Annotated in this window: 35 protein-coding genes and 1 pseudogene; 14 read left to right on the top strand and 22 right to left on the bottom strand. The window is 56.7% G+C overall.

Annotated features, from left to right (window positions below):
• Positions 1–8: 8 nt before the first annotated feature.
• The 13 genes from AB4090_RS08000 to AB4090_RS08060 form a co-directional block, all read right to left on the bottom strand.
• Entirely contained in the window at positions 9–845 is an 837-nt protein-coding gene (locus AB4090_RS08000) for an endonuclease/exonuclease/phosphatase family protein (RefSeq protein WP_369573347.1), read from the bottom strand.
• Entirely contained in the window at positions 811–1,140 is a 330-nt protein-coding gene (locus AB4090_RS08005) for a hypothetical protein (protein WP_369573348.1), read from the bottom strand. Before AB4090_RS08005 ends, AB4090_RS08000 begins: the two co-directional genes overlap by 35 nt.
• On the bottom strand, positions 1,116–1,877 hold the full coding sequence (locus AB4090_RS08010) for a ThiF family adenylyltransferase (protein ID WP_369573349.1): 762 nt from the start codon (positions 1,875–1,877) through the stop codon (positions 1,116–1,118). Before AB4090_RS08010 ends, AB4090_RS08005 begins: the two co-directional genes overlap by 25 nt.
• Positions 1,867–2,307, bottom strand: a complete 441-nt coding sequence (locus tag AB4090_RS08015; protein WP_369573350.1) for a hypothetical protein — start codon at positions 2,305–2,307, stop codon at positions 1,867–1,869. Before AB4090_RS08015 ends, AB4090_RS08010 begins: the two co-directional genes overlap by 11 nt.
• A gap of 373 nt (positions 2,308–2,680) precedes the next feature.
• Complete coding sequence (locus tag AB4090_RS08020; protein ID WP_369573351.1) at positions 2,681–3,778, bottom strand: lipocalin-like domain-containing protein; 1,098 nt, start codon at positions 3,776–3,778, stop codon at positions 2,681–2,683.
• Positions 3,771–6,266: an FtsX-like permease family protein gene (locus tag AB4090_RS08025; RefSeq protein WP_369573352.1), complete on the bottom strand. Its 2,496-nt coding sequence runs from the start codon at positions 6,264–6,266 to the stop codon at positions 3,771–3,773. Before AB4090_RS08025 ends, AB4090_RS08020 begins: the two co-directional genes overlap by 8 nt.
• A gap of 2 nt (positions 6,267–6,268) precedes the next feature.
• Positions 6,269–6,931, bottom strand: coding sequence for an ABC transporter ATP-binding protein (locus AB4090_RS08030; RefSeq protein WP_369573353.1), 663 nt, complete (start codon positions 6,929–6,931; stop codon positions 6,269–6,271).
• Between the two features lie 74 nt (positions 6,932–7,005).
• Positions 7,006–7,302, bottom strand: a complete 297-nt coding sequence (locus AB4090_RS08035; RefSeq protein WP_369573432.1) for a type II toxin-antitoxin system PemK/MazF family toxin — start codon at positions 7,300–7,302, stop codon at positions 7,006–7,008.
• A gap of 30 nt (positions 7,303–7,332) precedes the next feature.
• Positions 7,333–7,617, bottom strand: coding sequence for an AbrB/MazE/SpoVT family DNA-binding domain-containing protein (locus AB4090_RS08040; RefSeq protein WP_369573354.1), 285 nt, complete (start codon positions 7,615–7,617; stop codon positions 7,333–7,335).
• 81 nt (positions 7,618–7,698) lie between these two features.
• Positions 7,699–9,348, bottom strand: a complete 1,650-nt coding sequence (gene groL, locus AB4090_RS08045; RefSeq protein ID WP_369573355.1) for a chaperonin GroEL — start codon at positions 9,346–9,348, stop codon at positions 7,699–7,701.
• A 50-nt stretch (positions 9,349–9,398) separates the two neighbouring features.
• Complete coding sequence (gene groES / locus AB4090_RS08050) at positions 9,399–9,689, bottom strand: co-chaperone GroES (protein ID WP_369573356.1); 291 nt, start codon at positions 9,687–9,689, stop codon at positions 9,399–9,401.
• 92 nt (positions 9,690–9,781) lie between these two features.
• On the bottom strand, positions 9,782–10,225 hold the full coding sequence (locus AB4090_RS08055; protein ID WP_369573357.1) for a TA system VapC family ribonuclease toxin: 444 nt from the start codon (positions 10,223–10,225) through the stop codon (positions 9,782–9,784).
• A complete protein-coding gene (locus tag AB4090_RS08060) occupies positions 10,225–10,458 on the bottom strand; it encodes a CopG family transcriptional regulator (protein WP_369573358.1) in 234 nt (77 codons plus the stop codon). Before AB4090_RS08060 ends, AB4090_RS08055 begins: the two co-directional genes overlap by 1 nt.
• 69 nt (positions 10,459–10,527) lie before the next feature.
• On the opposite strand from AB4090_RS08060, the gene AB4090_RS08065 reads away from it, so the two are divergent.
• The 9 genes from AB4090_RS08065 (at position 10,528) to AB4090_RS08105 (ending at position 19,358) form a co-directional block, all read left to right on the top strand.
• Positions 10,528–10,830: a hypothetical protein gene (locus AB4090_RS08065; RefSeq protein ID WP_369573359.1), complete on the top strand. Its 303-nt coding sequence runs from the start codon at positions 10,528–10,530 to the stop codon at positions 10,828–10,830.
• Positions 10,830–11,606 (top strand): PilZ domain-containing protein, encoded by a 777-nt coding sequence (locus AB4090_RS08070; protein ID WP_369573360.1) that lies wholly within the window; start codon positions 10,830–10,832, stop codon positions 11,604–11,606. The genes AB4090_RS08065 and AB4090_RS08070 overlap by 1 nt, the downstream gene beginning before the upstream one ends.
• A 33-nt stretch (positions 11,607–11,639) precedes the next feature.
• The gene (locus tag AB4090_RS08075; protein ID WP_369573361.1) at positions 11,640–12,893 is read left to right on the top strand and encodes a type II secretion system F family protein; all 1,254 of its coding nucleotides are present in this window, start codon (positions 11,640–11,642) and stop codon (positions 12,891–12,893) included.
• Positions 12,883–13,437 (top strand): GspH/FimT family pseudopilin, encoded by a 555-nt coding sequence (locus AB4090_RS08080; RefSeq protein WP_369573362.1) that lies wholly within the window; start codon positions 12,883–12,885, stop codon positions 13,435–13,437. Before AB4090_RS08075 ends, AB4090_RS08080 begins: the two co-directional genes overlap by 11 nt.
• Entirely contained in the window at positions 13,434–13,850 is a 417-nt protein-coding gene (locus AB4090_RS08085) for a prepilin-type N-terminal cleavage/methylation domain-containing protein (protein WP_369573363.1), read from the top strand. Before AB4090_RS08080 ends, AB4090_RS08085 begins: the two co-directional genes overlap by 4 nt.
• Position 13,851: 1 nt before the next feature.
• The gene (locus tag AB4090_RS08090; protein ID WP_369573364.1) at positions 13,852–14,997 is read left to right on the top strand and encodes a PilW family protein; all 1,146 of its coding nucleotides are present in this window, start codon (positions 13,852–13,854) and stop codon (positions 14,995–14,997) included.
• Positions 14,998–14,999: 2 nt separating this feature from the next.
• On the top strand, positions 15,000–15,641 hold the full coding sequence (locus AB4090_RS08095) for a hypothetical protein (protein ID WP_369573365.1): 642 nt from the start codon (positions 15,000–15,002) through the stop codon (positions 15,639–15,641).
• Complete coding sequence (locus AB4090_RS08100) at positions 15,638–19,042, top strand: type IV pilin biogenesis protein (RefSeq protein WP_369573366.1); 3,405 nt, start codon at positions 15,638–15,640, stop codon at positions 19,040–19,042. Before AB4090_RS08095 ends, AB4090_RS08100 begins: the two co-directional genes overlap by 4 nt.
• Positions 19,043–19,118: 76 nt before the next feature.
• A complete protein-coding gene (locus AB4090_RS08105; RefSeq protein WP_369573367.1) occupies positions 19,119–19,358 on the top strand; it encodes a YdcH family protein in 240 nt (79 codons plus the stop codon).
• A gap of 16 nt (positions 19,359–19,374) precedes the next feature.
• Here the strand turns inward: AB4090_RS08105 and AB4090_RS08110 are convergent, their stop codons facing one another.
• Positions 19,375–19,824, bottom strand: coding sequence for a HEPN domain-containing protein (locus AB4090_RS08110; RefSeq protein ID WP_369573368.1), 450 nt, complete (start codon positions 19,822–19,824; stop codon positions 19,375–19,377).
• Positions 19,817–20,227: a nucleotidyltransferase family protein gene (locus tag AB4090_RS08115; protein WP_369573369.1), complete on the bottom strand. Its 411-nt coding sequence runs from the start codon at positions 20,225–20,227 to the stop codon at positions 19,817–19,819. The genes AB4090_RS08110 and AB4090_RS08115 overlap by 8 nt, the downstream gene beginning before the upstream one ends.
• Before the next feature lie 165 nt (positions 20,228–20,392).
• Here AB4090_RS08115 and AB4090_RS08120 point away from each other — a divergent pair.
• Both AB4090_RS08120 and AB4090_RS08125 read left to right on the top strand, forming a co-directional pair.
• Positions 20,393–20,587: pseudogene (locus AB4090_RS08120) on the top strand (type II toxin-antitoxin system RelE/ParE family toxin); the annotation flags it as partial.
• Positions 20,588–20,640: 53 nt separating this feature from the next.
• The gene (locus AB4090_RS08125) at positions 20,641–20,952 is read left to right on the top strand and encodes an addiction module antidote protein (protein ID WP_369573370.1); all 312 of its coding nucleotides are present in this window, start codon (positions 20,641–20,643) and stop codon (positions 20,950–20,952) included.
• Between the two features lie 130 nt (positions 20,953–21,082).
• On the opposite strand, the gene AB4090_RS08130 is transcribed toward AB4090_RS08125, so the two are convergent.
• The 7 genes from AB4090_RS08130 to AB4090_RS08160 form a co-directional block, all read right to left on the bottom strand.
• Complete coding sequence (locus tag AB4090_RS08130) at positions 21,083–21,523, bottom strand: hypothetical protein (protein WP_369573371.1); 441 nt, start codon at positions 21,521–21,523, stop codon at positions 21,083–21,085.
• Positions 21,510–22,091 (bottom strand): nucleotidyltransferase domain-containing protein, encoded by a 582-nt coding sequence (locus AB4090_RS08135; RefSeq protein WP_369573372.1) that lies wholly within the window; start codon positions 22,089–22,091, stop codon positions 21,510–21,512. Before AB4090_RS08135 ends, AB4090_RS08130 begins: the two co-directional genes overlap by 14 nt.
• Positions 22,092–22,211: 120 nt before the next feature.
• Positions 22,212–22,349, bottom strand: a complete 138-nt coding sequence (locus AB4090_RS08140) for a hypothetical protein (protein WP_369573373.1) — start codon at positions 22,347–22,349, stop codon at positions 22,212–22,214.
• 84 nt (positions 22,350–22,433) lie between these two features.
• Entirely contained in the window at positions 22,434–22,781 is a 348-nt protein-coding gene (locus tag AB4090_RS08145) for a type II toxin-antitoxin system HicB family antitoxin (protein ID WP_369573374.1), read from the bottom strand.
• A gap of 332 nt (positions 22,782–23,113) precedes the next feature.
• Positions 23,114–23,440: a type II toxin-antitoxin system RelE/ParE family toxin gene (locus AB4090_RS08150; RefSeq protein WP_369573375.1), complete on the bottom strand. Its 327-nt coding sequence runs from the start codon at positions 23,438–23,440 to the stop codon at positions 23,114–23,116.
• On the bottom strand, positions 23,437–23,700 hold the full coding sequence (locus AB4090_RS08155) for a type II toxin-antitoxin system ParD family antitoxin (RefSeq protein WP_369573376.1): 264 nt from the start codon (positions 23,698–23,700) through the stop codon (positions 23,437–23,439). Before AB4090_RS08155 ends, AB4090_RS08150 begins: the two co-directional genes overlap by 4 nt.
• Positions 23,701–23,781: 81 nt before the next feature.
• On the bottom strand, positions 23,782–24,300 hold the full coding sequence (locus tag AB4090_RS08160) for a DUF4124 domain-containing protein (RefSeq protein ID WP_369573377.1): 519 nt from the start codon (positions 24,298–24,300) through the stop codon (positions 23,782–23,784).
• A gap of 380 nt (positions 24,301–24,680) precedes the next feature.
• Between AB4090_RS08160 and thiL the strand changes: the two genes are divergently transcribed.
• From thiL to AB4090_RS08175, 3 genes are read left to right on the top strand one after another with little or no spacing between them, the layout of a single operon-like run.
• Entirely contained in the window at positions 24,681–25,685 is a 1,005-nt protein-coding gene (gene thiL, locus AB4090_RS08165; RefSeq protein WP_369573378.1) for a thiamine-phosphate kinase, read from the top strand.
• Positions 25,675–26,520 carry a CinA family protein gene (locus AB4090_RS08170; protein WP_369573379.1) on the top strand — a complete coding sequence of 282 codons (846 nt, stop codon included), beginning with the start codon at positions 25,675–25,677 and terminating at the stop codon, positions 26,518–26,520. The genes thiL and AB4090_RS08170 overlap by 11 nt, the downstream gene beginning before the upstream one ends.
• Complete coding sequence (locus AB4090_RS08175) at positions 26,517–26,951, top strand: DUF29 domain-containing protein (protein ID WP_369573380.1); 435 nt, start codon at positions 26,517–26,519, stop codon at positions 26,949–26,951. The genes AB4090_RS08170 and AB4090_RS08175 overlap by 4 nt, the downstream gene beginning before the upstream one ends.
• Positions 26,952–26,982: the final 31 nt, after the last annotated feature.

Here is a 26,982-nt window from a genome sequence, read left to right on the forward strand (position 1 = left end):
GTCCTGGGCTATACTCGCAAATCATTGGGCTTTGGACAGTATGCCTGTTGCACCGCATTTTCCCAAGCATCATCCCGCCACTGCAAGCGCGCCATGAGGGGAAGGTGGTCGGAGCGTTGCTCGGCACAAGTCCAGACTTCGGCAAAGCGGAGTTCGTCACTGATCAGGATATGATCAAACCGCCACTGTGGTGACCAACTCGGGAAGGTGGCGGGTTGCGCGCTGGGGGACTGCAATCCGCCCGTATCACGTAAGCAGCGCAGCTCGTTGGAGTCCTGCCCGCAGTTCAGATCACCCAGCAGAATCGTCGGCATTTCGCTACGCAAAAAGGGCAGAAGCTGGCGCACTTGTCGCATTCGACCAGGCTTGGCCAGGGCCAGATGGGTGATCAACACCTGCACGGGACGCCCCTGGACTTCGATGGCCGCCCGTAGCAGCCCGCGCCCCTTCAGTGTGCCCTGAAAGGCATGGCGCTCCACCTCGATAATCGGCCAGCGCGAGAGCAGACTGTTGCTGTGTTGCGCGATGTCGCCCCAATCGCGCGTGCGTTGCTGGGTCCAGTAGGGCGTACCGATATGTTCGGCCAAAAATGCCGCCTGATTAAGATACTGACTACGAAAGGAGCCAGCATCAACCTCATTTAGGCCAACGATATCCATGCCACGCAGGCGCGCAGCAATCTCTTCCAAGTTACGCAGACTTTGTTGATGCGGCAAAAGATATCGCCAGCTATGGGAGAGAACATGATGTTGACGATGGGAACCGATACCCACTTGGGCGTTCTGTGTGGCAACGAGAAAACTGGATGCCTCAGTCGCCATCAATAGCCAACTCGCGCGGGGCACCATCCTGATCCTCTACAGCCAGGGTCAGCACCCCTTTTTCCGCCTCTGCCATACGAAAATACCAAAGCGCTATCTCTTTCGGTTCTGTTACGCCACCGAAACGCGCAAAGGGGGTTTCCTGCTGCTTTTGCATGGTCTGCACCAGCGCTGACCAGTCGCGATCGGTACCCAGATAGAGAAAGTATTCATCCAGGTTCTTGCTTACCCAGCCATTCCCGGCACCAGTTTGCAGCGCCGAGAGTAAATTCTGGGCCAAGGTGCGAGGGATTTTCAGGCTTTGGCGCAGCTCCGGCATTGCGGGTCCTTTTGTAGCGAAATGGTGCGAAAGCTGAGGTCGCCAGCATCCAGCAAGAGTAGCTTGCCAGCAATGGGCGAGGGCTGGCCAAGCAACAAGCGCATGGCCTCCAGCGCCTGTAGCGTGCCCAAGGTGCCAGTCAGGGCGCCAATTACCCCCAGGGTGGCGCAGCGATCCTCGTCGTCTTCCGCACCCTCGGGGTAGAGGCAGGCGTAACAGGGTGCCCCAGCCGAGCGAAAATCGAAGACCGCCAGTTGCCCACTCCAACGAATGGCAGCGGCACTGACCAGGGGCTTCCCTGCCTGATAGCAGGCGCGATTCACCGCGTGGCGGGTGGCGAAATTATCGCTGCAATCCAGCACCAGATCGTAGCTTGGCAGTACGCTGGCGAGGAACTCCAGCGTCGCAGCTTGGTGGTACCTAAGAAACTCGACACCCGAGTTGCGCGCGCGCAGGTGCTGCGCTGCCGCTTCTACCTTGGGCCGATCTATGTCGGCTTCGGTATACAGAACCTGGCGCGGTAGATTGCTGAGCGAGACGATATCGGGGTCGCAGAGCCCGAGCGTCCCAATTCCGGCACCCGCCAGATACAAGCCAGCCGGGCAGCCCAGGCCACCCATGCCAATCAGCAGAACGCGCGCTTGTGCAAGGCGTTGTTGGCCGGTGAGGTCGATCTCGGAAAGGAGTATCTGCCGGGCATAGCGCAGCAGGCCCGCATCGTCGAGTTCAGGATTCATTGTAGAAATCGTAGTCGATGCGATTGTCACTCGTATCCATGCCGCGCTCCACCAGCAGAGAAGCACCGGAACGCAGCAAACGGGCATGATAGCGCTCGCGAATGGCATCCATCATCCACAGGATCTCGCTCGGGTGCCCGGTGCTTTTCCCCTGCACCAGATGGCGAATGTACAGGCAATCCTCATCCACCTGAATCAGCAAGGGAACGGGCAGCTCCAAAGGCAGGACTTGTTTGTGCACAACCCAGTCCATGGGGGAGGGGGGGGTGCTGGCAGCAATACGCAGATCTACGCGAAAGTGACCACCACCCCCCGGCTGCTCTAGCAGCTCGCCGAAGTAGCCCTCGGCGAATCCCGCATGAACGATGATGCTGCGCCGAGCAAAGCGTGTAAAGAAACGATCGAGCAAGGAATCAGAACTTTCTAGCATAGCGAAATAGTAGTCTAGCCCAGCCAAAAGTGCATCCTTGCACCTGCCTACGATATGCTGCCGATGGGCTTTGCTCCGCAGAGCGGTGGACACTTGCCCTGCGCCCTGCCTGAACCATTCATTAGTTCTTCCGTGGATAACCTGACATGATCAAGGGCTTTGCCGGCAGCGAAGGACTATCTGCATAGACTGCAAGCAAACGAGGATTTCAGTAATGGCTTTGATGCTTGTCTGTCCGCTCTGGAACGGCACGTCGATATGGCGGCAGATAGGATTGCGCGGCTAGGCTGACGATGGTGATCGCTTTCATCTCGAACATCGACGGCAAATTTTGCAATTTTTGCAGCTTGTGCGGAATACCGCGGCAGACTCCTCAAAATCGCAAATTGCCGCCGTAGCCGGTCAGCTCCAGGTAGCCGCTGCCGATTTTTTCGTGATTCTTCGTCACGGCCTGCACTGCGCCCTCCCAATACACATTGCCGGTACTCTGTGTTGCGACAAACTCCTGGTTGTTCATCAGTGGCTGCAGGGTGAACTGTAGGCCGGGAATCGCCACGCGCCAGGCCACGGGATAGCGATTGCCGGTTTTGGGCGAGTGCCAAAAGCGCAGTGGCTGCAAGTGGATTTGCTGGCGGTGCAGGTATTGGACCTTGCCATCGGCGTGTCGCCAAGTGCCCTCCAACCACAGTGCTTCACCATCCGCCTTGCGCATTTGAAAGAGCATCAGCGCGCCGCCGTGGACCAGATTGATGCCCATCCAATCCCAGCCCACGGCTTGCTTGGGCAGATAAGCCACCGACCATTCATGGTCGAGCCAGGCACTGCCGCGCACGTTTTCGTTCTGGTCACCAAGGCGCAGAGTGCCGCGTACCTGTAACTGCGGGATGCTGTAATAGTAACTGGCATTTTGCGGGTTTGGCCCTTTCTGGCTTACCCCGTGTGGTCCTTCCAGCAGGGGCGGCTGGGTGGCGTGAAAGCGCAGATCGTAGGCAATTTCTTTGCCGTCGACCTTGGCTACATAGTCCGAGCCATTCTGGCGCAACGACCAATGATCGATCCAGACATCGGTAGAATTCTCTTTCGCCCCCGCCAGTCCCATTCCCCCCCTGGCGATGCGTTGCGCGGTCAGCAGATGACCGATCTTGGGGTCACTGATGGCCGCCTGTGCAAAATAGATCTGGCGGGGATTGAAGGCGCTGGGATTGTCCCAGACCTTGGGCGGGCGCAGACGAAAAAAAGTGACTTGAAAACCTAGCTCCTGGCCGGATGAATTGTGCAGGTGCCCGGTGATGTACCACCACTCCAAAGGAAATTTGGGGTGGCTACCAAAGGCATTGGGAAAATGCAGAGGCTGTAAAGTACTGACGCTGACTTGGGGTGTCGCCAGCTCGGGTAAGTTAGCTGGTGGCAGCGCGGCAATGGCGCGCACGGGTAGCCACAGGGCAAGGGCGGCAAGCGCTAGCCTATTCATCGTGCAGCAACTCCGTTTGTTGGCCCATTACCTTGCGCGCCGACCAGAGCATGGTTAGCGTGCTGGCGAGCAGAAGTGCGCCCGCCATGATCACCAACTGTGCCCAGGGCAAGTGAAAGCCCATCTGCCAGTGGAAGGACAAGGGATTGACGCGCTCGATCAAAATGAGGCTGATCAGGAGGCCCAGGCCAGCCCCCAGGAGCACGCCAAAAAGCGAAAGCACGATGCCTTCTCCCAAAATCAGGTGTAAGACGTCGCGGCGGCGCAGCCCAAGAGACCGAAGCAGCGCAAATTCCTGGCGCCGCAACAGCGTCTGTGCACCAAAGCCATTACTCACCCCCAGCAGGCCAATGACGATGGCCACGGCCTCCAAGGCGTAGGTGGCGGCGAAGCTCTGATCAAATATCTGCAAACTCCGCTGCAAAATCTCGCCAGGGGTCGCAATTTGCCAATGATGGCTCTCGGGAAAGCGCTTGTGTAGCGCGCGCAACACTTCCTCCGCACTGGCATGGGGTGCCAGCCACAGGGCGACGCCATTGATGCGCGTATCCCCCGTCCAGCGCCGATATTCGTCGATGGGTATGGAGATGGCACCTTCCTGGTAGGCGTAGTCGCGATAGATGCCGGCAATACGCACCCGCTCGCCCTTCTTGCCGATGGGCAGGTCGATGATCTGACCCGCGCGCCAGTGGCTGAGCCCTGCAAGGATTTCGGAGATCCAGATAGGTGGTGGGCCGCGCGGGTCGTTTGGTGCTTCCTGCAAAATTTGCAGTGTGCGGCCAGGGTGCTGCGGGTCCATGCCGCGCGCCAGAAGGGCCACCGGCGGGCGTTGCGGCAGGACCGCCAACTCCGTATGCCGCAGCCGGGAGCAGCGTTCCACCCCCGGTAGATGACAGAGCTGCTTACCGCTGCCCGCGGGCAACAATTCCTGATTGCCCGAGCCCGCCTGCACATAAATATCGGCATTCAGAATGTCGCGCAGCCAGTCGCTTACGGAATCACGGAACGAACCCACCATCACCGCCATCGCCACCACCAGGCTGAAGGCCACGACAATGGCCGCTAGACTGCGGCTGGCGCGCCCCGGATTACCGCGCAGTTGTGCCGCAACCAGGCGTTGCAGGGCCTGCTCCGGCAGGGGAAGAAATCGAGCCAGAAGAGCGAGCAGGCCCGGCAGCAAGAACAGCGTGGCAATCAGCAGGATGGCAATGGCCGCGTAGGCCGCGTACGGAATGCCGCCCCAGGCAGGGAGGAGGGCGGCAATGCCGGCAAGGAGCAGCAATAGCAAGCCAATGCCGAGATGGCCTCCGGGTAGTTCCTCTTCGCTGCCGTTACCGAGAATGCGCACGATGGGCAGACGTCGCCCCGACCAGGCCGGCCAAAAGGCGCCAAAGAGGGCGGCACCCAGTCCCGCCAGGGCAAAGATCGTCCACAGCCAAGGATGCGCATCCAGTGCGGCTCCGGCACCGGAAAAATAACCGGCACCAAGATTGCCGCCCATGCGCGCCAAAGCCAGTTGCGCTACCAAAATCCCGAGCGGCACACCCAGAAGCGCACCGGGCAGCCCTAATACCAGCCCCTGCAACTGGCTGGCCAGCAAAACCTCGCGTTCGCGCAGGCCCAAAACCCGCAAAATGGCAAGGCTGCGGCGTTGACGAATCGCGGTAAAAGCGAGGGTGGTGTAGACCAGAAAAGCGCCCGTAAAGAGCGCCACGAGTGACAGTACCAACAGATTGACGCGATAAGCGAGGGAGGCGCGCGCCGTTACCGAGCCAGCATCTTTCGGGGTACGCAAGATGGCCCCAGGCGGCAGTTGTTTCGCCCACACAGCCGCAAATTGCGCGATGTTCGCGTCGGGTCGCAGGCGCAGGGCAATTTGCGAGACTTTCCCCTCGTCACCCCAAAGCCACTGCGCGCTGGCAATGTCGGTAATGGCAACGGCCTGCCCTGGGACGGGATCGGGAATACTGCCAATGACCACGAAACTGCGCGGCACTCCTGCCGCCTGCAACACGAGCGCTTGGCCTACCTGCACGTGCAGCTCGCTGATCGCGCTTTGGTCGAGCACCAGATGCAGCGGATTGAACAGAGTGAAGGGGTCTTTTAGACCCAGGGGGACCAAGGGCTGCCCAAGCGCCAGACTGCGAAACGCATCAATGCCCCAAACGGGCAGCGCCTTTCCGTCAGGGGTGGTTGCCAGCACGCGCAGTTCGGGAGCCGCCACTGCCACGCCGGGAGCCATCGCCAAGCGCGGATACCAGCCTTGTGCCAAGCTGCCGCCGGGATGGGTGAGCAGCAGGTCGGCCTGACCAGACAAACGGCGCAAGCCCGAGGAAACATTATCGACGGCTTGTACGTTGATCAGGGCAATGGCGAGGCCCAAGGCCACCCCCAGCGCCACCCCCAGCACCGCCAGTACCGATGCTCCGGGATGGGCACGCAGAGGGAGCCAGACGGCGGCTCGCCAAGGGATGCGCCAAGAGTTCACTGCTAGTGCAGGCCGTCCCGGCGCATTTCCAGGCGGCGCTGCGCGATGGCTGCCGCCGCCTCGGAGTGGGTAACCATCAACACCGCTGCCCCCGCTGCCGTGCCTAGCTGGCCGAGCAAGGCCAGCACGTCGCCAGCGCGTTCCGGATCGAGACTGCCGGTTGGCTCGTCGGCCAGCACCAGGGCCGGGCCGTGAATCAGCGCGCGGGCCACGGCCACCCGCTGTTGTTCACCGCCAGAGAGCTCCCGCGGCAAGGCATCCAAGCGCTGGGTGATGCCTAATTGCTCGGCCAGCGCCTCGAGCCGGTCGCGCAACTCCCGCCGCGGCAGGGCGTTCAGGCGCCAGGGCAGGGCGATGTTCTCCCGCGCCGAGAGCTGTGGCAACAGATGAAACGACTGAAAAACAAAGCCAATCTGGCGTCGGCGCAGCAGCGTTCGGGCATCATCGTTGAGCGCGTCTACATCTTGTCCGCAGAGCTGCACACTGCCGGCATCCTTGCGTTCCAGGCCGGCGATCAGATGCAGCAGGGTACTCTTGCCGAGTCCACTCTCGCCGCGAATGGCGACGAAATCACCGGCCTCCAGTTGCAGGTCAATATGTTCAAACAGCCAACATTCCGGCGCATCTGGCTGGCGTTTGCCGACCCCATGCAGGCGCAGACTCATTAACAACGCTCAAAGGAAATCATGATACCCCTCACCCTATCGGCTTTTGCTGAAATACGCAAAACGGGGGTCCGTTACAGAGAAAACAGTTGTCGGAGTTGCTCGCTGATTGCGTCTGCATCAGTGTTTGCAAGGAAACCCACTTCACCTTGCACCAGACGATGATCCAGGGTAAACAACTTGCAGCAAACCACGGACGGCACTGGCAGGCCGGCACTGAGCAAATCTGTAATTTGGCAGTCCAGCGGCCAAGCTGCGTTTTTGGCCGAGGTAATCATCGCCATCACCGAATGCCCGGCGGGTCCATTGAAGTTCTCGGCGTTGGAAAGAACCAGGGCTGGCCGTTTTTTGTCGCAGTCTGATCGGTGAATGGGAACGGGACGCGTACTACCTGAAAGCGCTCATAGGTCACGGTAGGCCTCTTCATCGGCCTCGCCAGCCCACTCAGACAGCGTTCCTTCGAGAGCGCGCAAGTATTCGATATCCAGAGCCTGCACCCGTTTTACAACCGCGCTACCGTCGGCCTTGAGTTCCCAGGCGAGCAGATCCCCAGGCGCAACATGCAGTGCTGCACGCACGCTAGAGGGAATTGTGGTTTGCCCCTTCGCAGTAATTTTGGCAATCGCCACCATGTTGTCCTCCTGTAAGGAATGCATTGCCTCATTACCCGAGTGTAGCAGCATCATCTCCGTGAGGCAGCGCTACAACGCAAAAACGGGCCAGCCCCGAAGGGCCAGCCCGTTTTGCGACAGCTAGGGTAGGGAGACTTAGAAGCCGCCCATACCACCCATGCCGCCCATATCACCCATGTCGGGCGCGCCACCAGCCTTATCGTCTTTCTTCGGCAATTCGGTGATCATCGCCTCGGTGGTGATCATCAGACCGCCCACGCTAGAGGCCTTCTGCAACGCCGTACGGGTAACCTTGGTGGGGTCGATGACGCCCATCTCAAACATGTCACCGTACTCGCCACTGGCGGCGTTGTAGCCGTAGCCGTCCTTGCCCTCGAGCACCTTGTTCAGCACCACGCTGCCTTCGCCACCGGCGTTGGCAACGATCTGGCGCAAAGGCTCTTCCACGGCACGGCGGATGATAGCCACACCCATTTCTTGATCGTGGTTGTCGGTCTTGACCTTGTCCAGCACCTTACGGGCACGGACCAGGGCCACACCGCCGCCGGGCACGATGCCTTCTTCCACCGCCGCACGGGTAGCGTGCAGGGCGTCTTCCACGCGGGCCTTCTTCTCCTTCATTTCGATTTCGGAGCCAGCACCCACCTTGATCACGGCCACGCCACCGGCAAGCTTCGCAACGCGCTCCTGCAGCTTCTCGCGGTCGTAGTCGGAGCTTGCTTCTTCCATCTGGCGACGGATCTGCTCAACGCGGGCCTTGATTTCCTTCTGCTGACCAGCGCCGTCGATGATGGTGGTGTTTTCCTTGCTGATCACCACCTTCTTCGCCTGGCCCAGATCGGTAATGGCAGCGCCTTCCAGCTTCATGCCCACTTCTTCGCTAATGACGCGGCCGCCGGTGAGGATGGCCATGTCTTCCAGCATCGCCTTGCGCCGATCGCCAAAGCCGGGGGCCTTGACTGCCGCCACCTTGATGATGCCGCGCATAGAGTTGACCACCAGGGTCGCCAGGGCTTCGCCTTCCACGTCTTCGGAGATGATCAGCAGGGGACGGCCACCCTTGGCCACGCCTTCCAGCACCGGCAGCATGTCGCGGATGTTGGAGATCTTCTTGTCGTGCAAGAGAATGTAGGGATTCTCCAGTTCGGCAACCATCTTGTCCTGGTTGTTGACGAAGTAGGGGGACACGTAGCCACGGTCAAACTGCATACCCTCGACCACGTCCAGCTCGTTCTCGAAGCCAGAGCCCTCTTCTACAGTAATCACGCCTTCGTTACCGACTTTCTCCATGGCCTCGGCAATGATATTGCCGATGGAGTCGTCGGAGTTGGCGGAGATGGTGCCCACCTGGGCCACTTCCTTCTGGGTTTTGCAGGGCTTGGACTGCTTCTTCAAGTCCTCGACCACAGCGATGACCGCCTTGTCGATGCCGCGCTTGAGGTCCATGGGGTTCATGCCGGCGATGACCGCCTTCACGCCCTCGCGGATGATGGCCTGGGCCAGCACGGTAGCGGTGGTGGTGCCGTCACCGGCCTCGTCGGAGGCCTGGGAAGCGACTTCTTTCACCATCTGCGCGCCCATATTCTCGAACTTATCGGCCAGCTCGATTTCCTTGGCGACGGAAACACCATCCTTGGTGATGGTAGGGGCGCCGAAGGACTTGTCCAGCACCACGTTGCGACCCTTGGGGCCGAGGGTGACCTTGACCGAATCGGCCAGGATATTCACGCCGCGCAGCATCTTCTCGCGGGCGACTTCAGCAAAAGCTACTTGTTTAGCAGGCATGGAAGCACCTCTTCAAGTGAAAATAGGAAAAATCGGGAATAATGGGTGGCTTACTTGTCGACCACTGCCATGATGTCGTCTTCACGCATCACCAGCAGTTCTTCGCCTTCGACCTTGATTTCCGTACCGGCGTACTTGGCAAACAGAACGCGATCACCCTTCTTGACATCCAGGCCGCGTACTTTGCCATCTTCCAGGATCTTGCCATTGCCCACGGCAACGACTTCACCCTGCACAGGCTTTTCCTTGGCGGTATCGGGAATGATGATGCCACCGGCGGTCTTCTGCTCTTCCTCCAGGCGACGGATGACAACGCGATCGTGCAACGGACGCAGTTTCATAGAAGCTTTCCTCATCGAAATTGGACCAAAAACCAAAACCCGCGAAGGTGTGTTAGCACTCACCTTCGTCGAGTGCTAATCATAGGCATCCGCTAGAGGGTGTCAAGGGGGCACAAGTGAATACATTGCAAACCGTTGCGCACGGCATGAGTCACTAAGCGATGATCGAAGGTTGCCAGTTGGCCCTTATGGGAGCAGGCCAGCGCCAACAGGTAACTATCGGTAATCTGACCAGAAGTAAGCAGGCGCGATGCGTCGATAGAATCGACATCCAGCATGCTGATGTCATCTGCCCAAAAAACATGGCCAGGTAACGCGCGCAACGCCTGGATCAATGGCGCCACGGCCGCCGGTGTGCCTGGTGAGTTTGGATAACGCGGATGTCCGACAATGCGGAGCACAGCATTCTCCGTAAGGGGGCAAGTAGCCCAGGCGGGTTGCCCGTGGGCTGCAAACCAATCATGGGCCGTATCATGCTGAATATGCATCGGATCAATGAGCGCAATCAGCACGTTTACATCGAGCAAGAAGGTCATTATGGCAATTCGTCGCGCAACTGATTCACGATTTCCGGAGTTGTCGGAAGTGCGCCCGGGCGCACCGGCAGCAAAGGAATGCCATTACGGCAACGGCCAGCAGAGGTGTTTTGTGCTTGCAGAGCCTGTCGTAAAAGTGCTGAAACTACGGTACCTACAGGCTTATGCTGTACGTTCGCCAGCCCTTTCGCCGCTGCCAGTACGTCATCATCAATCGCGAGTGTGGTGCGCATAGTTCGTTCACCTCATATGTCATCAAACATCTAGCATCATACATCCATAATCATTGCTCCGACCATCGAGTGAATAATCTCCCAAAGCTCGCCAGTATGGGCGCGGGCCAGCTACGCGGCGATATGGCAACGACTCCGATGGGTGCGTTAAAAGGTTCAGAAAGCAAAGAACGCGGCCCAGGGCGGTTTCAGGTGCCGGAAGACGGCGTGCAAGATCTGGCAAATCTGCTACGCTACGCGGACCAGGCCCTCTACCGTGCCAAGGCGTTACGTGGTGAGCGCGCGAAGTATTGGGTGTTTCATCAAGATTCGCGCTTCGGTTTGCGGCTCGAACAGCGGACGGGCCTGCTCACCGAACGAGAGGAAGAATGATGAACGCCGAAAGCACCGATGTAACCTTGGATCGCACGCCATTGGTTTCGCTCTTGCCTTTGCGTAAAGGCATGAACATTGCCGACTACCATTTATTGTTGGTGGGAGAATTTGACCGCAGCATGGTCGACTTCGTACCCGATAATCTGTGTCAAACTACCATTGGCAACGCGGTGCTCTTTGCTGCCGACCCCCAAGACCCAGGGCACAGCTTTTCGTTTTTGGGTTGTGATCAAAGTGGCCTGCTGTTTCGCGCACAAAATAGCGCGGTATGGGGTGCGTATCGTAAGGTCTTGGTCTTTGTGGAGACAGCGGGCGGCATTTATTCCTTTTTTAGCGACCTGGACGGCATTGACTCGCAAGGGGTCTATCACTTTCGCCGACCTGCCTTGCTTTACCAGCGCAAAACGCGCCTGCGCCGGCGGCTGCATCTGGATGGCGAAATCGTGCTCCGGCGCCGTAGTGGTGAGTCTATTCCAGGGTCTTTGCACGACCTGAGTTTGGATGGCGCCAGTTTTTTTCTCGCCAATTGCCCGCTCGATGCCGGCGAGGCGGCACTGGTGGAGTTTGACGTGGTGGACTGCGGACACTGCGAAACGGTGGTAACAACGGTGCGGCGCGAGGCGCGCTCGGCCACCCTGGGGGATTTGGTAGGGGTGCGTTTGCTGCTCACCAAAGAGCAGAAGAAACAGGTAGAGCACCTGTATTTGTGCCTGGAATACCCACAGTTACGCCACTGGAATCAGCACCTGGACAATTCGGGCGATGCGTACTAATTGTGTGACATGACGTAACGGGGGAGATAGAGGATGGCAACCGCCCTGAGGGACAAACGGCAAACGAAAGCGATCAAGCTGGTCGACTTCGTTTGGGAAGCCAAGACCGCAGATGGACACACGCGGCAGAAGGGCGAGATGACGGCGGCCTCGGCCAATGTGGTCAAGGCCAGCTTGCGCCGGGCAGGGCTAACGCCCATCGTTGTCAAAAAAGTGCCGCAACCACTCTTCGGTGGGGAGGGCATCAAGGAAACCAGCCTGGTCGTCATGGTGCGGCAGCTCTCCACCATGATCAACGCCGGTGTGCCTATGGTGCAGTGTTTTGAACTGCTGATTTCGGCTACCTCCCAGCCCGGTATGCGCAAAATGCTCAAGGGCATCCTGCGCCACCTCAACGAAGGCGAGTCGCTATCGCAGTCCTTGGCCCATTACCCCAAATATTTCGACCGCCTCTTCGTCTCTCTGGTGGCGGCGGGCGAGCAGGGCGGTATCCTCGATACCATTTTGCTGCGCTTGGCAGACTACCGCGAAAAGACCCTGGCACTGACCAAAAAGGTCAAATCGGCTATGTTTTATCCGGCGGCAATTATTACCGTCATGATCGTCGTGGTCGTCATTTTGATGATCTTCGTGATTCCGGTCTTTGCCCACTTATTCAGCAGTTTCGGTGCTACGTTGCCGCTGCTCACACAGGTGGTGATCAATATCTCCAACTGGATGAAGGGCCACTGGTACATCGTGGTTTTGGCCCCCATTGCTGCCGTGTTTCTGTTTCGCTATGCCTACCGCAAGAGCGATAAATTTAAGGTGGTGGTGGATCGCTACGCCCTAAAGATTCCAGTGCTCGGCGATATTCTGTTGAAAGGTGCAGTGGCACGCTTCAACCGTACCCTCTCGACCATGCAATCGGCGGGTGTGCCCATCCTCGAAGCCCTTGATACCCTGTCGCGTGTATCCAACAACGCCATCATCGAAAAGAGCGTCCTCAACGCCCGCGCCGACGTAGCCGCTGGTGGGCGCATTTCCACCAAGCTCAAGGAAGACGGCGTCTTCCCGCTGATGGCCACGCAAATGCTCGCCATTGGCGAAGAAACCGGCGCCGTCGAAGTCATGTCCGGCAAGGTTGCCGACTTTTATGAGAATGAAGTCACGGAGTCGGTCAACCGCCTCTCCACCCTCATGGAACCGATGATCATGGTCGTACTCGGCATCATCGTCGGCACCCTGGTGGTCGCCATGTACATGCCTATCTTCAAGATGGGCGCGGTGGTGACGCATGGGGGGTGAGGCGCTCGCGCCCCGCCCCGCCAGCGGCTTTACGCTGGTGGAGTTGATGGTGATTATTGCCGTGATGGGGATTATCGCGGCGGTGGCGATACCGCAGTTCAACATCTGGATGGTACGCGCACGGATTCAGGGGGCCTCCAGTCGCCTGCAACAAGACCTTACCTGGGCCGAGGGCTATGCGATCCGTAGTGGCTATCCGGTGCAGGTGCAGGTACAGAGCGTGGGAACGGTGGGCTGCTCGTGGACGGTGACGCCTGCGGCTCCCAACGTGTCGCAGCAAGTGCCGCAAATGCCGGCGAGCCGCTTTTCCAGTCAGTTTCCGAACACGGTATGCAGTGTGGTTAGCGGGGGCACATTCAGTATTACACCCACGGGAATGGTGTACGGCACAAACGGCACGGTAAGCAGTTCGGCAATTACCTTTGGCAATGCGAGTACAGGTGCCGCTACCTTTGGCTACTGGCTGGTTGCCTTGAGTGGTGCGGGTAATGTCAGAAATTGTGCCACTACTGCGCTTACCAGCAGCGTGTGTAACCTGCAATGAAAAATCGGGAAAAAGGTTTGACACTGATCGAGGCGATGGTCGCCCTAGCGGTTTTTGCCATTGGTTCGCTGGGCATTTTGAGCATTTATTTGGGAACATTTTCTAGCGCACAGCAAAACCAGAATCTTACGTCTGGGTATGAAATTGCGCAGAGCGCAATGGGTGTGTTGCGAGCCAACGGTGCGAATGCTCTCAGTTTGAATGGCGCCTCCATTACGCAGAGCTCGGCAAGCAATACGCTGTTGGATCCCGTATCTCAGGCTATGAGTGCCTACGGCATGCCAACACAAAGTCAGGTGTCGCTTACTCTCAGTTCTTTGAACGGCAATGGACTATGCCCCTGTTCGGCCACGGTTTCGGTGAGCTGGGCTGGCGGTAACCAGTACAGTACACAAAGCATTGTGGGATATTGATATGCGCAACAGGGAAAGTGGCCTCAGCCTGGTGGAATTGCTGGTAAGTCTGGTAGTGGTGGGTCTGCTGGCAACAGCGATTTTCAGTTTCTTTTTGCAAACCAGCCAAAGTGTAGGGCAGCAATCCGCTACTGGTGAGATGTGGCAGCGCGGGCGAAATGCGCTTGCGCTGATGCGTCAAGCTATAGAATCTGCGGGGTATGGACTCCCTGCTTTTGGGCAATGCCCCAACGGAGTGGTGGGCATTAGTAATCTAAGCAGTAATTCTAGTCAGACGTTGACGGCCATCACTGCGTCACCCGCGACTGTTTCGGGTGTTAGCACTTGGCAAATCAGTACGGTAATCGGTGGTGGCAGTTTTGGCGGAGCACCAGCAACCACCGTGCAAAGTCAGCAGGGAAGCAATCTCTCGGTAGCCAACACCGCTCTGCTCAATCCTGGGGATATGGCGATGGTTGCCTTGCCGGGCGTGGGGGTCTGTGTAGTCGGTCAGATCACCAATGTGGCCGGCAAAGGAACTCTCAACCCCAGTTGTACGGTCACCGGTGGTGGTAATAGCCAAGGAAATGGTACGGTGGGGTTTAATTCTGGAAAAGGAAATTCCGCCTGTTTCCAAGCTAATCCTAACCAGTTATTCAGCCTAGTCAATGCTACTAGTGCCGGGAATATTGGCAGCAGTGCTTTTCAGGGCGCCAATCTGTACGACTTGGGTTCTCAAGATTTTCTTTTCCAGACCTTTCAGATTACGGAAAATCCAGCGGGTAGTACCCCAACACTATATATGACGCAATACACTGCTAACCAATCTGTTGCGCCTACCCCGCAAGCGTTAGCCAGTGGTGTAGTTGACCTGCAATTACAATATGGTCTAGGGACGAATGGAGCCGTGCAAAGCTGGGTTTCGCCTACAGCTTATACTGCTTCCGCGAACCAGCAGATTGTAGCGGTGCAACTGGCTATGCTGATCCGCAGTACTCAATACCTGCCTAATAGCCTTAGTCCTGCTAGTTTCAATCTTATGGGTACGACGTATACGGTACCAGCCAGCAACGGGCCCGGCTGCTTGCAGGGCAACTGCCGCCATTATGAGTACCATTTGTTTCAGAGCATCATTCCTGTGCGTAATGGCATCTGGCAGGGGGAATGAATATGCGTAAAATGCCCGTTGCAAATACAGCAGCTAAAAACACTGAGCGGGGCGCTATCTTGGTCGTTGTGCTTGTCTTAGTGTTTGCCGTGACTTTGGCTTTGCTTGCCTATCTATATTTGAACAAAAATAACACATTGATCGCCTCTAACCTGGCGGTGCAGAACGCAGCACAGGAAGCCTCGGATCAAGGTCTGCAAAATGCGTCCGGTTGGCTGAATGGTCTGACAAACTGGCCAGAGATTCTGGCGACGCAAAGTTCTACGGCATTGTCGCCAAAGTTCTTTTTGACTATGCCTTCATCGGGATATTTGAATTCTGGTGTGACTGCCAGTACCGCCAGTACCGCACCAGTTCAGGCTCCTACCAACCCGAGTTTCTGGACGAATTGTGTAGCAAATGACACTTGCTACTCTATCGGCACGGTAGCGTATGGTCCCTTCAATTTTCAGGTAGAATATGTGATTTTCCCCACCGGTGGCCTCGCTACGCAACAAAATGGGAGTGAGCAAACCCAAACCGGTAATACGAATGGCGCAATGCAGGCTCGCTATTATGCAGTATTTGTGCATGTGATGAGAAGTAATGGTGGTGGCTTGGGTGTTACCGTCCAGTCAGTTATTCGAAAGGTGATGGCATCATGAAACAGCGCAAAATAAAAGGGGGAATACGTAGGGGATTGGCGTTGTGGCTGGCCCTAGGTATTAACCTCTTGCCGTTACAGGGCCTGATGCCCATTGCTCACGCCACTGGCGGATTGAACATACCGGCCTCGGAGCAACCGCAGGTGTTGATTGTCTTGGATAATTCCCAGGGAATGGCGGGGGTATTACAGGCTACACAAGGATACGCGAGCTCTAGCGGCGCTACGCCAGTCTGGTCAACCAACCTATCCGGCGCGATCATGACTGGGTCCGGGCGGCCATCAGCTAAACAAGACTGGAACTCAAGCTCACCACCATATTACACAACAAGTGGATTTATCCCTCCGGCATTGGGTTCTGCGGGCACGGTCAATCCTTTTACAGTTGCTTGTGGTAGCAGTGGTTTGACTGCGGCTGCTGTGTCGGCCTGCGCAACCATTGGAAATAATGGCTACGTTGATAATTCCCCTTCCATGCTAAATGGTGTAGAAATACCATTGGCTAGTATTTTGTCTACGCCACTGTACGCCAACAATATTCAGTTTGGGTTAGAAACATATGCGACAAGCACCCCAGGATTGTCAAGTACCTGGGTATATTATATGAGCACTAGTACCGGGTTTCATTTTTCTCAAAATAGTGCATCTACACGCGTGCCTGTAAATAATCCCTGTTATAATAATTATAGTAATTCATGTTATGACATTCAATACAGCTTTAATGGGGCTCTGGGTAGCAATAACTTATTTACTAGCCCGCTACTCTACATCAGTGATACAAGTGATAATCCTATTATCAACGACGTTCTTTATTCGGGATATCCAGGGCAGGGATATGGGGCCACTAATGCGGTCGGTGGCACACCATCGGCTACGGCCTCTGATTTCACGTTGAGTCAATATGAACAACAACAAATATATGTAAATTTTTACAACTATTCCAACGGGATTGCTAGTGGGTACGGTCCCACCAGTGCTGGATATATCTCTTCCAGTCCTAACGTTTGGTATTCTCTTCGTGGGTATGGTTATAATGCCAATGTGAGTCCAACGTCTGGGAATTTGTTGGTCAAGATTGCTACTGCCAGCAGTGCAAATGTAGAATCTATTCTATCATATTTGGGCCCTGAAACGTTCCCTGCGGGTAACACGGTTACCGCATCGGCTGGATATTCACCGGTGGCGGGGGCATTCGACCATGCATTTAAATATTTCCAAAAGACACCATCAAAAGGTGGCCCACCGCAGACTTGTGGCAAAAAGTATGTCATATTTATTACCGACGGTCAGCCTACCATGGGTACGCAGGGTAATGTGTATCCGCCTTTGGGCAGTGCCTCTGCAAATATCTTTTATCAGCAACCTTCGAGCATCACAGCTAGCACTTGGTCTAATTCTCAAAATAATGCAGTAGTGGAGGCAGTGCAAGAAGTTCAGAATCTCGCCACCAATGGCATTGAAACCTATGTTTTGGGGGTAGGCTCCGCCGTCAATCCGAATATAGCCGGTACAACCTCAACACAACAGGCCGAAGCTCTGCAAGGACAAGCGGTTCTTACGGCTCTGGCTCAGGCTGGTGGTACTTCGAGCTATTATTCCGCAAATACGCAGGCGGGCGTGCAAGCTGCTTTGAATAGTATTGTGGCCAATATTCTTGGGAAAAGCGTAGTTTCTTCGTATGCCGCACCACCCTCGGTGACTGTCGGTTCTTTGGAATTCCTTTTGAAAAACGTCAACCCGGTGACAGGCCAGGGAGATCTATACGCCTATCCAGTCACCAGTAACGGCTCTATAAGTAGTACGGCAAGCTGGACGGCCAGCCAGATTATGACTACGAGCTTGAGGTCGGCCAACGTCTACACCACTCCCTTGGGCCAGGGCACCAATAACAGTGGGGCGCCGCAGACATTTGCTACTGTGGCAGCCACAAACTCCGCGGCCTTCGGGGCTCTTCCGACCAGCTTGACCGCTAACGACATTGCCAATTACACGATTGATCCGTCGTACAGTGGTGGGCAATATTTGGGCGGGCGAGATTCCGGTTGGTACATTGGTTTGCCTAGCTCTGCGCCGGCGGATGTGCTCGTGCCGCCGGATAGCGCAAACCTGTTGAGTTCGGGTAGCTCCTATCTGAGCTTCGCTGCAAAACACGCAGGCAGGCAAAACGCCGTACTTTTTTCTGACGACGATGGCTTCCTCTACGCCTTGGGCTACAACAATACTGGTAGTCCCACCTTGCTTTGGGGCTGGATGCCTGGTTCCTTGCTCCCATCTTTGCAGAATTACCAGACATTCTGGCAAGGCAACAATATGGGGGATTTCTCTACTATAGACGCCTATAATGGCTCTGCCTGGCATACCTATGTGGTGGGTGTCGCGAATAATGGCGGGATCGTCTACGACTTACAGCTTAGCGGCACTCCTGCACCAAACCTGAAATCCGTGGTAAGTCAGTATACCTTTTCCGGCTATGCACAACCTCAGCCGAGCGCGCCAGTGTATTATCAAGTTCAAACGGCAGGCGCCAGTAATTACGGTTCCACCTGGGCGCTTTTTGCATTAAACACTTCTTCTGGCAGTTATCTGGGTGTGCTGAATGTGGGCACTGGCGCCGGTTTGCTTGACCCGTTGCCATTTGCGAACACGGCCACGCCCTATATCGATGCCAGTGGTAATTTGTATTTGGGCGATGGAAATGGAAATGTTTATGAGATGTCTAACAGTGACTTTTTGAGTATCTTGACTGCGAAGAAGGCCACTACTATAGCGAGCAAGGATTTCTCTGCCGTCGGTAATTATGCTCCCTGGGTTAGCTCTACACTCACTGGCAATGTGCAATTCATGGGTGGCACCTACTATCAAGGCGCCAACTACCTTCGTGTGCAGGGTCCGAATGGCATTACCTTATTCAAGCAAACAAACGGCACCTGGGCGCCTGTCTGGACGGCTTATAGCGGTGGGGCCGGGTCTTGGAGTGGCGCAACCTATACCCCCCAGTCTGGATCGGTGACGACCAATTCAATCTCGCCGTTACCCGCGGGTTCCACGATTTCGGACCAGGCGCTGATCAGTGGTGGCAACGTGATTGTTCCCGTGACCATTCCAGCACCTGCGAATAGCTGCGGTTTCAGTACGGCGGCTTATTACCTTTATGGCTTGACCAATGGTGTTTTTCCGTCGGGCGCGTTCGTTTCGCCTACCGGCACCGCGATTACGCAAGGATATGTCATTGGTCGCGGGTCGGCGTACACGCCAACGGTTTCCATTTTTAATGGTCGTTCTCTTCTGCAGGGCGCTGCTAGCCAGAACACCACGGGTGGTACTTCCGGGTTTGCCTCCGCTCTGGGTGCCGGGATGCAGCCAGGCGGGCCAGTAGCGTGGCGACTCGTGTTAACCCAATGAGGTATTGGTTTAAGCCGAGGCTAAAAGAACTGTAGAATGCAACCATGCGTGAAAACGCCCCTACGGAGGACATCATTTGCAAACCGAACATCAAGACTTTGCTACAGAATTTCCGGAACTCGCGCAGCGCATTGCCGAGCTTGCCGGGGGCAATGCCCACTTTCAGCGCCGCCTGGAGGAGTTTCAGGAACTCACGGCGCGCATCGAACACATCGAGCGCAACGATGCCCTGTCGGATTCGCCGGATTTGCTGGCGATGAAGCAGCAGCGCCTGGCGCTGAAAGATGAGCTGTACCAGATGGCAACGCGGGGCTGAGTTCCCTTTCTATGGCTCAGGTGGTGGGGCGTCTGTTGTCCAGGGGAATGGAAACCCCCAACTCTTCCGCCCAGTCACCAAGCAAATACACAACGCCGTGGGCAACGCGGATGGCATCATCGGCGTCCTCGATCTTGTACGATTTGGAAATGCTGCTCCCTTCGGTGAGAGCTTCCGGAGATCTGGGCGCAATGTAATGTCTGTCCAAACGCTCTGGTGACAGGGCTGACAGGCTTTCGTTTCCCTCGCCAAGCTGTTTGCTTAACAGTTCGATAGAATGTGTTCTTGCGGGGTCTATTCCCGTAGCAATCAGGGTGCCTTTCATCGCCTTTTCGACAGCCTGTTGCGCCATAAAACAAGCCGAGTTATAGATGCCAGCATCCCGCATCGCAACAGCAGCTCGGAGATCGCTGAAACTCACATCAAACCACTGCCTGGCTTTTTCCAATAATTTTTCGTTACTCATAGATGATGATTCCTTCATCAGAAATCATGCGGCAAAATGGATGTCCAGATTTTGACTCTTTGGCAAATTCTTCCGCAGACCAAACGATGATATCCGTTGGCAGGCAATACCCCGTCTGGCGAGACGATTCCATTTTGGCATCAATCGCAATGCCAAGGCGATCCACAAACCGTGTTTCGGCAAAACGTTCGCCACATTCCACAAAAACATCGACGTCAGAGTCTGCACTCGCAGCCCCTCGCGCAACGGAGCCAAACAACCAAATGCGCCTGGCATCTAAAAAAGACACCAGGAAAGGCACAAGGCAGTGCCGTGTTTCTTCGGCCCACAGTGCAGAACGGTTTTTACCATCCGCCACCAACTTTTGCCGCGCAGAAAGTAAGCCATAGGGAATGGTGTGCATCTTAGAATCCATTTGGGGTTTCTATTCAAATAATAACAGCCCCATCAGGCGCCAGCAAAAAGGTGCTGCGCTGGGCTTGATTCTGCGTAATCGTTCGATTACGATTTTCCTATGACCTACACAGTAAAGCTGCTCGGCGATTTCTCCGGTTGACTCAAAGAGTTACGAGATGGGCAGACCCGTCAGCGCCTTAGCAAGCGGTTGCGCAAGGCGCAATTGGGGAACCTGGGTGATGTGGAACCGGTCGGCGAAGGCGTATTTGAGATGCGGGAGCATTTTGGCCCTGGTTGGCGTATGTATTATGCCCAGCGGGGTGAAGCAATCATTGTGATGCTCGCCGGTGGCGACAAGTCTACGTAGCAGGCGGATATTCGTCGAGCTATTGCGTTATCCAAACGATTGGAGGATTGACAATGACCAAAAGGATCAAAATCTCAGAGATTCCCGAATTCGATGTGTCCGAGTGCCTGAACAACGACGAGGAGGTGGCCGTGTATCTCACAACGATTTTAGAAGAAAACGATCCTGCACTGTTGGCGGCAGCGCTCGGCGACATTGCACGTGCACGAGGGATGTCGCAGGTGGCCAAGGATGCTGGCATCGCTCGCGAAGCCCTCTACAAAGCATTGCGGGCGGGTAGCGAACCGCGCTTTGAGACGATCAGCCGCGTTTGTTCGGCTCTGGGTGTACGGCTCGTCGCACAGCCGATGCATACGGCACATTGAATCTGACCGAATGGGTCGCGGACACCGGCAACACTCATAGCGCTGCGCAGTGCGTGCTTCTAATCCCATTGGACCGTGAGCGTCAGTGTGCGTTTTTCTATCGCTCCACCTCCGCAACACATTGACAGATTCACCGTATGAGGGAGGGTTGGTTTATTTCCAGCCAATCAACCACCGACTGAAGCAATGCTTCTGCGTTAGACAGGCATTCTTCCACCGCGCTTATCGGCACGAGATCGCCGGAGTAATCCGCGACATTGCGTTGTTTGCGCAAGGCGTCGAGCACAATGACGGTCTGCTGGTTTACTCCGATAGTCTGGTTGAGGGTCTGTATCATTGTCATGTGGTGACCGGGCTTGCTGGTCAGCGTCCTGAAACCATTGGCCTGCAATGCGACATTGGCCAATTGCATGATGGCTTTGTAGGCGGCATCGAAGCGGTTCTCAGCACTGATTTCCATCATATGCGCATCGGCAATATTGCGCTGGGCGGCCGACATTAGCCTGCGGATTACCACAGCATCAGGCTTGATCTTTTCCAGGCTAATCCCGACCAAATTATCCAGACTCATCATCAGCTCCGATCACATCCATGCGCGGCCGTGTCATCACTTCGGTCACAAAACCATTTTTCGCATTATTCAACTGTTCCCATTCTTCTCGGCGGTAAATTTTCGGATTCACCTCCCGGCCCAACATTGCCTGCACCGGATACAGCGCACCGACCACATTAGCAAAACCGGGGTCGCCGATGATCAGTAGGTCAATATCGCTGGCTGCAGTTTCCTTGCCGCTGGCCACAGACCCGAAGATAAAAGCCCGATCAATCCTTCCCACCAGCGGTTCCAACGCCAGCCGGATGACCTCGGTCGCGCCAAAAGTCTTTTTGACGATGCCGAGTAGCTCGCCATAGATAGGACATCGCGGATTGGCCTGGTAATGGTGTTGGTTGCCAATTCGAGTCATGTTCAAAATACCCGCTGCCAGCATGCGGTCCAGCTCGCGCTTGATGGTCGCCACACCCATCCCGGTCAGGCGCAGAATTTCCTTGGTATAAAAACTCCGCTCCGGCTGACCATATAGTAGACTCAGCACCTTTTGCTGGGTCTCGGTAAACAGGGCATTACTGAGTTGGCTCATATCCGTCCGACAGAGCAGTTCATTTATGGGGAACCATAGTTCATCATAAGTGAACTATCAAGCGGCGACCAAAAAGCCAGGGAAACCACCCCGTCCAGAGGACGGTCTAAGAGATGTGCGTCAGGACAGATCCAGTCGCCGCTCGATGCGGTCCAGGTTGACCTCGCGCTTGACCAGACTCATGGCTTGTTCCAGCCCGTACATGCGGTGCTTCATATCTACGAACGCTTCGTGCATCTCGTTCCGAAGGGTCGTCACTTCGTTGCGCAATGCCCGCAGGTGCAAGTGCAGCAATCACCGGCAATGCACTTGCATGGATTTCATGTCATCTGTGTTTCAGAATTATGCGGAATGGCCATCGTGCAAGTACTTGACCAGCGCTTGCGTCATGATCTCGTTGAGGCTGTGGTTCTCCTGCGCCGCCTTGATCTGGGCGTCACGGTGCAATTCTGGCGGAATGCGCACCAGAAAGCGCCCGGATGCGGGCTTGTCCGGTTCTTGATGAAGCTCGGCGCACATGCGTAGGTAGCCATCCACTGCTGCGGTGAAATGCGTCTTGAGTTCGCTGACGGATTGTCCCTCGTAGGTCACCAGATCCCGGATATTCAAGATGCGTCCATAGAGCGCATCGTCTTCTGCGCTGTATTCCACGCTCCCAAAGTACCCTTGATATTCCAGTCGATTTTTCATGGCTTGATCCCGGCTGACTCTAGCAGCTCCCTGACGGCTTTCACCTGGTATGCCTTGGCCTCTTTCTGGGTGAGTATGGTCAGAGAGATTGATGGCTTTGGATGCGCTGGCCAGCCATTTCGTGTAGGCAGCGGCTTGAAGCGCCGCATCTACCCACCAGTCGCAGGCGCAGCAATTACCGGCAATGCCCTTGCATGAGTTTACGTCATCGGTGTTTCAGGATGATGCAGAATGGCCATCGCGGTAAAACCGATTGCGCACAGCGTTCTTCCAGAACGCGTCGTCCAGCGGCGGCAAATTGTTCAGGTCAACTTCATAACGAACCGTTTTGCTCATAGCGATTTCTCCTGCATCCATGCGGGGATGTCCCGCTGACCGTGCAGCACACGCCAGACGTCAATGTGATCGGGCCTTTCGACGTAGAACACGAGATACGGATAGCGCGTCAGCGGCCATACGCGCAGCCCTGGCAAGTTGAGTTCGTGGGCATAGCGGGGCGAGCCGGTGGCGGGATGGCGGCCCACATGAGTGTAGGCATGTTCCAGCGCATCGATGAAGCCGAACGCAACCGCTTCTCCGGCCTCATTTAGATAGTAGGCAAGCGCCTCATCGACATCCCGGTTTGCCTGCGCACGCGGGACGACCGATTTGCGCTTCACCCTTTGGTGGCGGGTTTTGCAGTCGGCTTGGCGGCCTTGCGCACCCGGCCCCGCAGGACTTCGAAGTAGCCGCCATCAGCTACTGCCGCCGGGTTTGATTCTACCCCCGCCAATAGCAGACCGCGCAGTTGCAGGCGATCCTGATCCTTGCGGATCAACTCGCGCACGTACTCGCTGCTCGTGCCGTAGCCGCGCTGGTTGACCTGCTCATCCACGAAGGATTTCAGGGTGTCGGGGAGAGAAATATTCATCGTGCTCATGGCATCAGTGTGGGTTCTTTGGCAAAATTTGGCAAGATCCGATTTCCGCCTGGCACTGCATGATTGGTCCGCGCGCCAGTATCAGGGCGTCTGCCGTGGCCACGGGCCGGTGTACCACGGGGGAATTTGTGGCAGGCCGTTGTTTATGGGCGGCGCTTGCGGGGGGCGCGGTCGGGGTGGCCGTGGCCGGGTGGGAGGATAGGGCGGGTAGGGATAGCCTGGATACAGTAGCAGGGAGGGGTTGCGATCTTCGTGAATGATCTGCGGCTGGCGCTGGCCAAGGTAGTTTTCTAGTGCGCGGAGCAGGTTGAGTTTGGCGGCAAGCTCTTGGTCTTTGGCAATTTGCTGTTGCGCGCGGTGCTGCTCTTCTGGCTTTTGCACGACGGGTGGGGGTGGGGTGGGCGGCGTTGGACTCTGCTCACCGACTTTATGTACGTCTTTGGCGCCCTTGGGCGGCTGATTGCCATAACTGACCACACCACTAGGTGAGACCCAGCGATAGATGGGTAGTGCATCTGCCTGCGTTGCCAAGACCGGCAACGCCAGTAGGCAGGCGCTCAGGAGAATGCCCCCAGTTCGTACTATCCTCTTTGCGTGCATATTCGTGCTCATGTGAGCTTACTTTCGTTTACGATAAACCTTTTTCTCAGGGATACCCAAATCTAGTTGTTTGGTGGTCTGGCAGAGCGCCCAGTCGCGCGCAGAAGGACAGGCGGGGCTTGGGGCGAAGCGCCCGGTGATGACGCTGGCACGCTTTGTCACAACCTTCCGGATTTGGTTACGCAAACAGAGCTTATTTTCCTAGTTGCCGCCACAGCAAACACCCTCGGTTACTGACAGCACTATTCTGCGATTGCCATTGTTGGGCGTCAACGCGGGGCAAGGTTGTTCACCATCTCGCCCTATTTTGCCGAGGGCAATGCTTTGCATCGACCAATTGGATGCGCTCTAATCGGTAGAAATACCCATTCGGAGGCCCGATGTCCACAGGCGAATTTGCCCTGATTGCGGAGTTGCGCGATGTCCTGGGCCAGGGGCAGGCAGGGGATGGCACCATCGTGGGGATTGGCGATGATGCCGCAGTGCTGGACTGCAGCGGGCGGGCTTTGGTGGCCTGCACCGATACCCTGGTAGCGGGGCGCCACTTTTTTGCGGACGTGAACCCCGCCGATCTGGCCTGGAAGGCCTTGGCGGTGAACCTGAGCGATCTTGCGGCAATGGGCGCCGAACCGCGCTGGACCTTGCTGAATCTTTCTCTGCCGACAGGGGTGGCGAATGCCGCGTGGCGCGCAGATTTCATCCGCGGCTGGCAGACGCTGGCTGCACCTGTTGGCTTGCGCTTGGTGGGCGGCGACACGGTGGCAACCGATGGTCCGTTGTCGGTTACGGTGACGGCCCTGGGCTTGCTCGCCGGACCAGCTCTTTTGCGCAGTAGTGCGCGCGTGGGTGACGACATCTATGTAAGCGGTAGCTTGGGTGATGCGGCATTGGCTCTGGAACGCGCCTTTGCCGAGCGGCGGGGAGAGCAAAATTTGCCGCTTTTGGGCGCTAAATGGCTGGAAGAACGTCGTTTGCGGCCGATGCCGCGGGTTGCACTTGGACAAGCCGCGCAGCAAGCGGGGGTACGCTGTGCGCAGGATATTTCCGATGGCTTCCTCGCCGATCTGCGCCATATTTTGCGAGCCTCGCAGGTGGGGGCGCGTATTGATGCCGATTGCCTGCCGCTGAGTCTGCCGTTAGAAGATTGGGCGGGCGGTGACTGGCAACGCGTACTGCGTACAGCCCTGACTGGTGGCGATGATTACGAGCTGATCCTTTGTGCGCCGATTGCTTTGGCGACGGCCTTGCAGGAAGTGGCGCAGCGCACGGAAACGCCGTTGCGCAAAGTGGGGACGATTTTGCCGGCGACGGCGGGAGTGCAGATCTTTTGGCACGACGAAGCGCGGCCACTGCCGAGCCAGTGGGGGCATGAGCATGACATCTGAGTTTCCGGTTTTTCTTCCTCTGCGTCCTGCGGCCTTACCCCTGGCGCAGCGTCTTGCGGCCTGGATAGAAAGAGCCGGGCAAGCAGTCAGCCTATCGCTGGTTGCCGAACTGCCGTTGGCGAGCGCCCAGGGGCTGGCCGTTGGTGATTTCAAAAACGCTAGCGAATGGCAAGCGGCCGGGGGAACACTGCTCGACCCCCTCGATTGGCCGGCTATGGCAAGGTATCTGCACCAACGCTGGCCTCTGCCTGCCATGCTCTACACCCGCTTCGGCGTCACTCCGACAACAGCGGCCTTACCAGGAGAAATCTGGAGTGATGACCCAGAGGCAATGCCCCTCGATTTGGCGCCACCCGAGTGGGTTTTGCTGCGCCGCGCTGAGAAGTCGGGGCTGCAACTGGCGACAGCCGAGTCTTGTACGGCGGGTGGAATCGCTGCCCGCATCGCCGCTTTGCCGGGTTCGTCTACAGTCTTGCGCCAGGGATTTGTGGTGTATGGCAACGCCGCCAAGGAGGAGATGCTGGACGTTTCCCGGCAGACTCTGCAAGCCTATGGCGCCGTCTCCGAGCCGGTGGTGGACGAAATGCTGGATGGTGCCCTGCGCCATGCCGACCTTGCCATTGCCGTGAGTGGCATTGCCGGCCCAGGGGGCGCGGTGCCGGGCAAGCCCGTGGGTACCGTCTGCCTCGGTTGGGCCACGCACGCACAGCGTCAGGTGCGCACTCTGTGCTTTGCTGGCGACCGCTGGGCGGTACAATATGCCGCAGGTACGGTGGCTATCGGTGGCTTGCTCGGTCTTTTAGTAGAGGCGGATATTGTGGGAGAAGGCAAATGAGCAAAGGTTATGAAGAGGACGTATTGCTTTGGGCGCAGGAGCAGGTGGCCCTGTTGCGCTCTGGGAAATTTGCTGCCCTCGATATTGAACACATTGCCGAGGAGATCGAAGACGTGGGCAAGAGTGAACAACGGGAACTCGCCAATCGCATGGCGGTATTGCTGGCGCATTTGCTGAAGTGGCGCTATCAACCCGAGCGCCGTGGTGTGAGTTGGCAGCGCACCATCAAACATCAGCGCGAGCGCATCATGTTGGCCCTGCAGCGTACTCCTAGCCTGAAAGTTATGCTCGCAACGTCTGACTGGCAGCGAGAAATTTGGCTCGATGCCCTGGATGATGCACGGCAACAAACCGGTTTGGACGTGTTTCCTGAGGATTGTCCGTGGAGCATGGATCAGGTTATGGCCGAGGAATTTTTTCCTGAGGATTGAAAGATCCGGGGGAATCCGGGGAGATTGGTCT

The organism is Acidithiobacillus sp. IBUN Pt1247-S3 (assembly GCF_041146875.1).
Taxonomy (GTDB): Bacteria; Pseudomonadota; Gammaproteobacteria; order Acidithiobacillales; family Acidithiobacillaceae; genus Igneacidithiobacillus.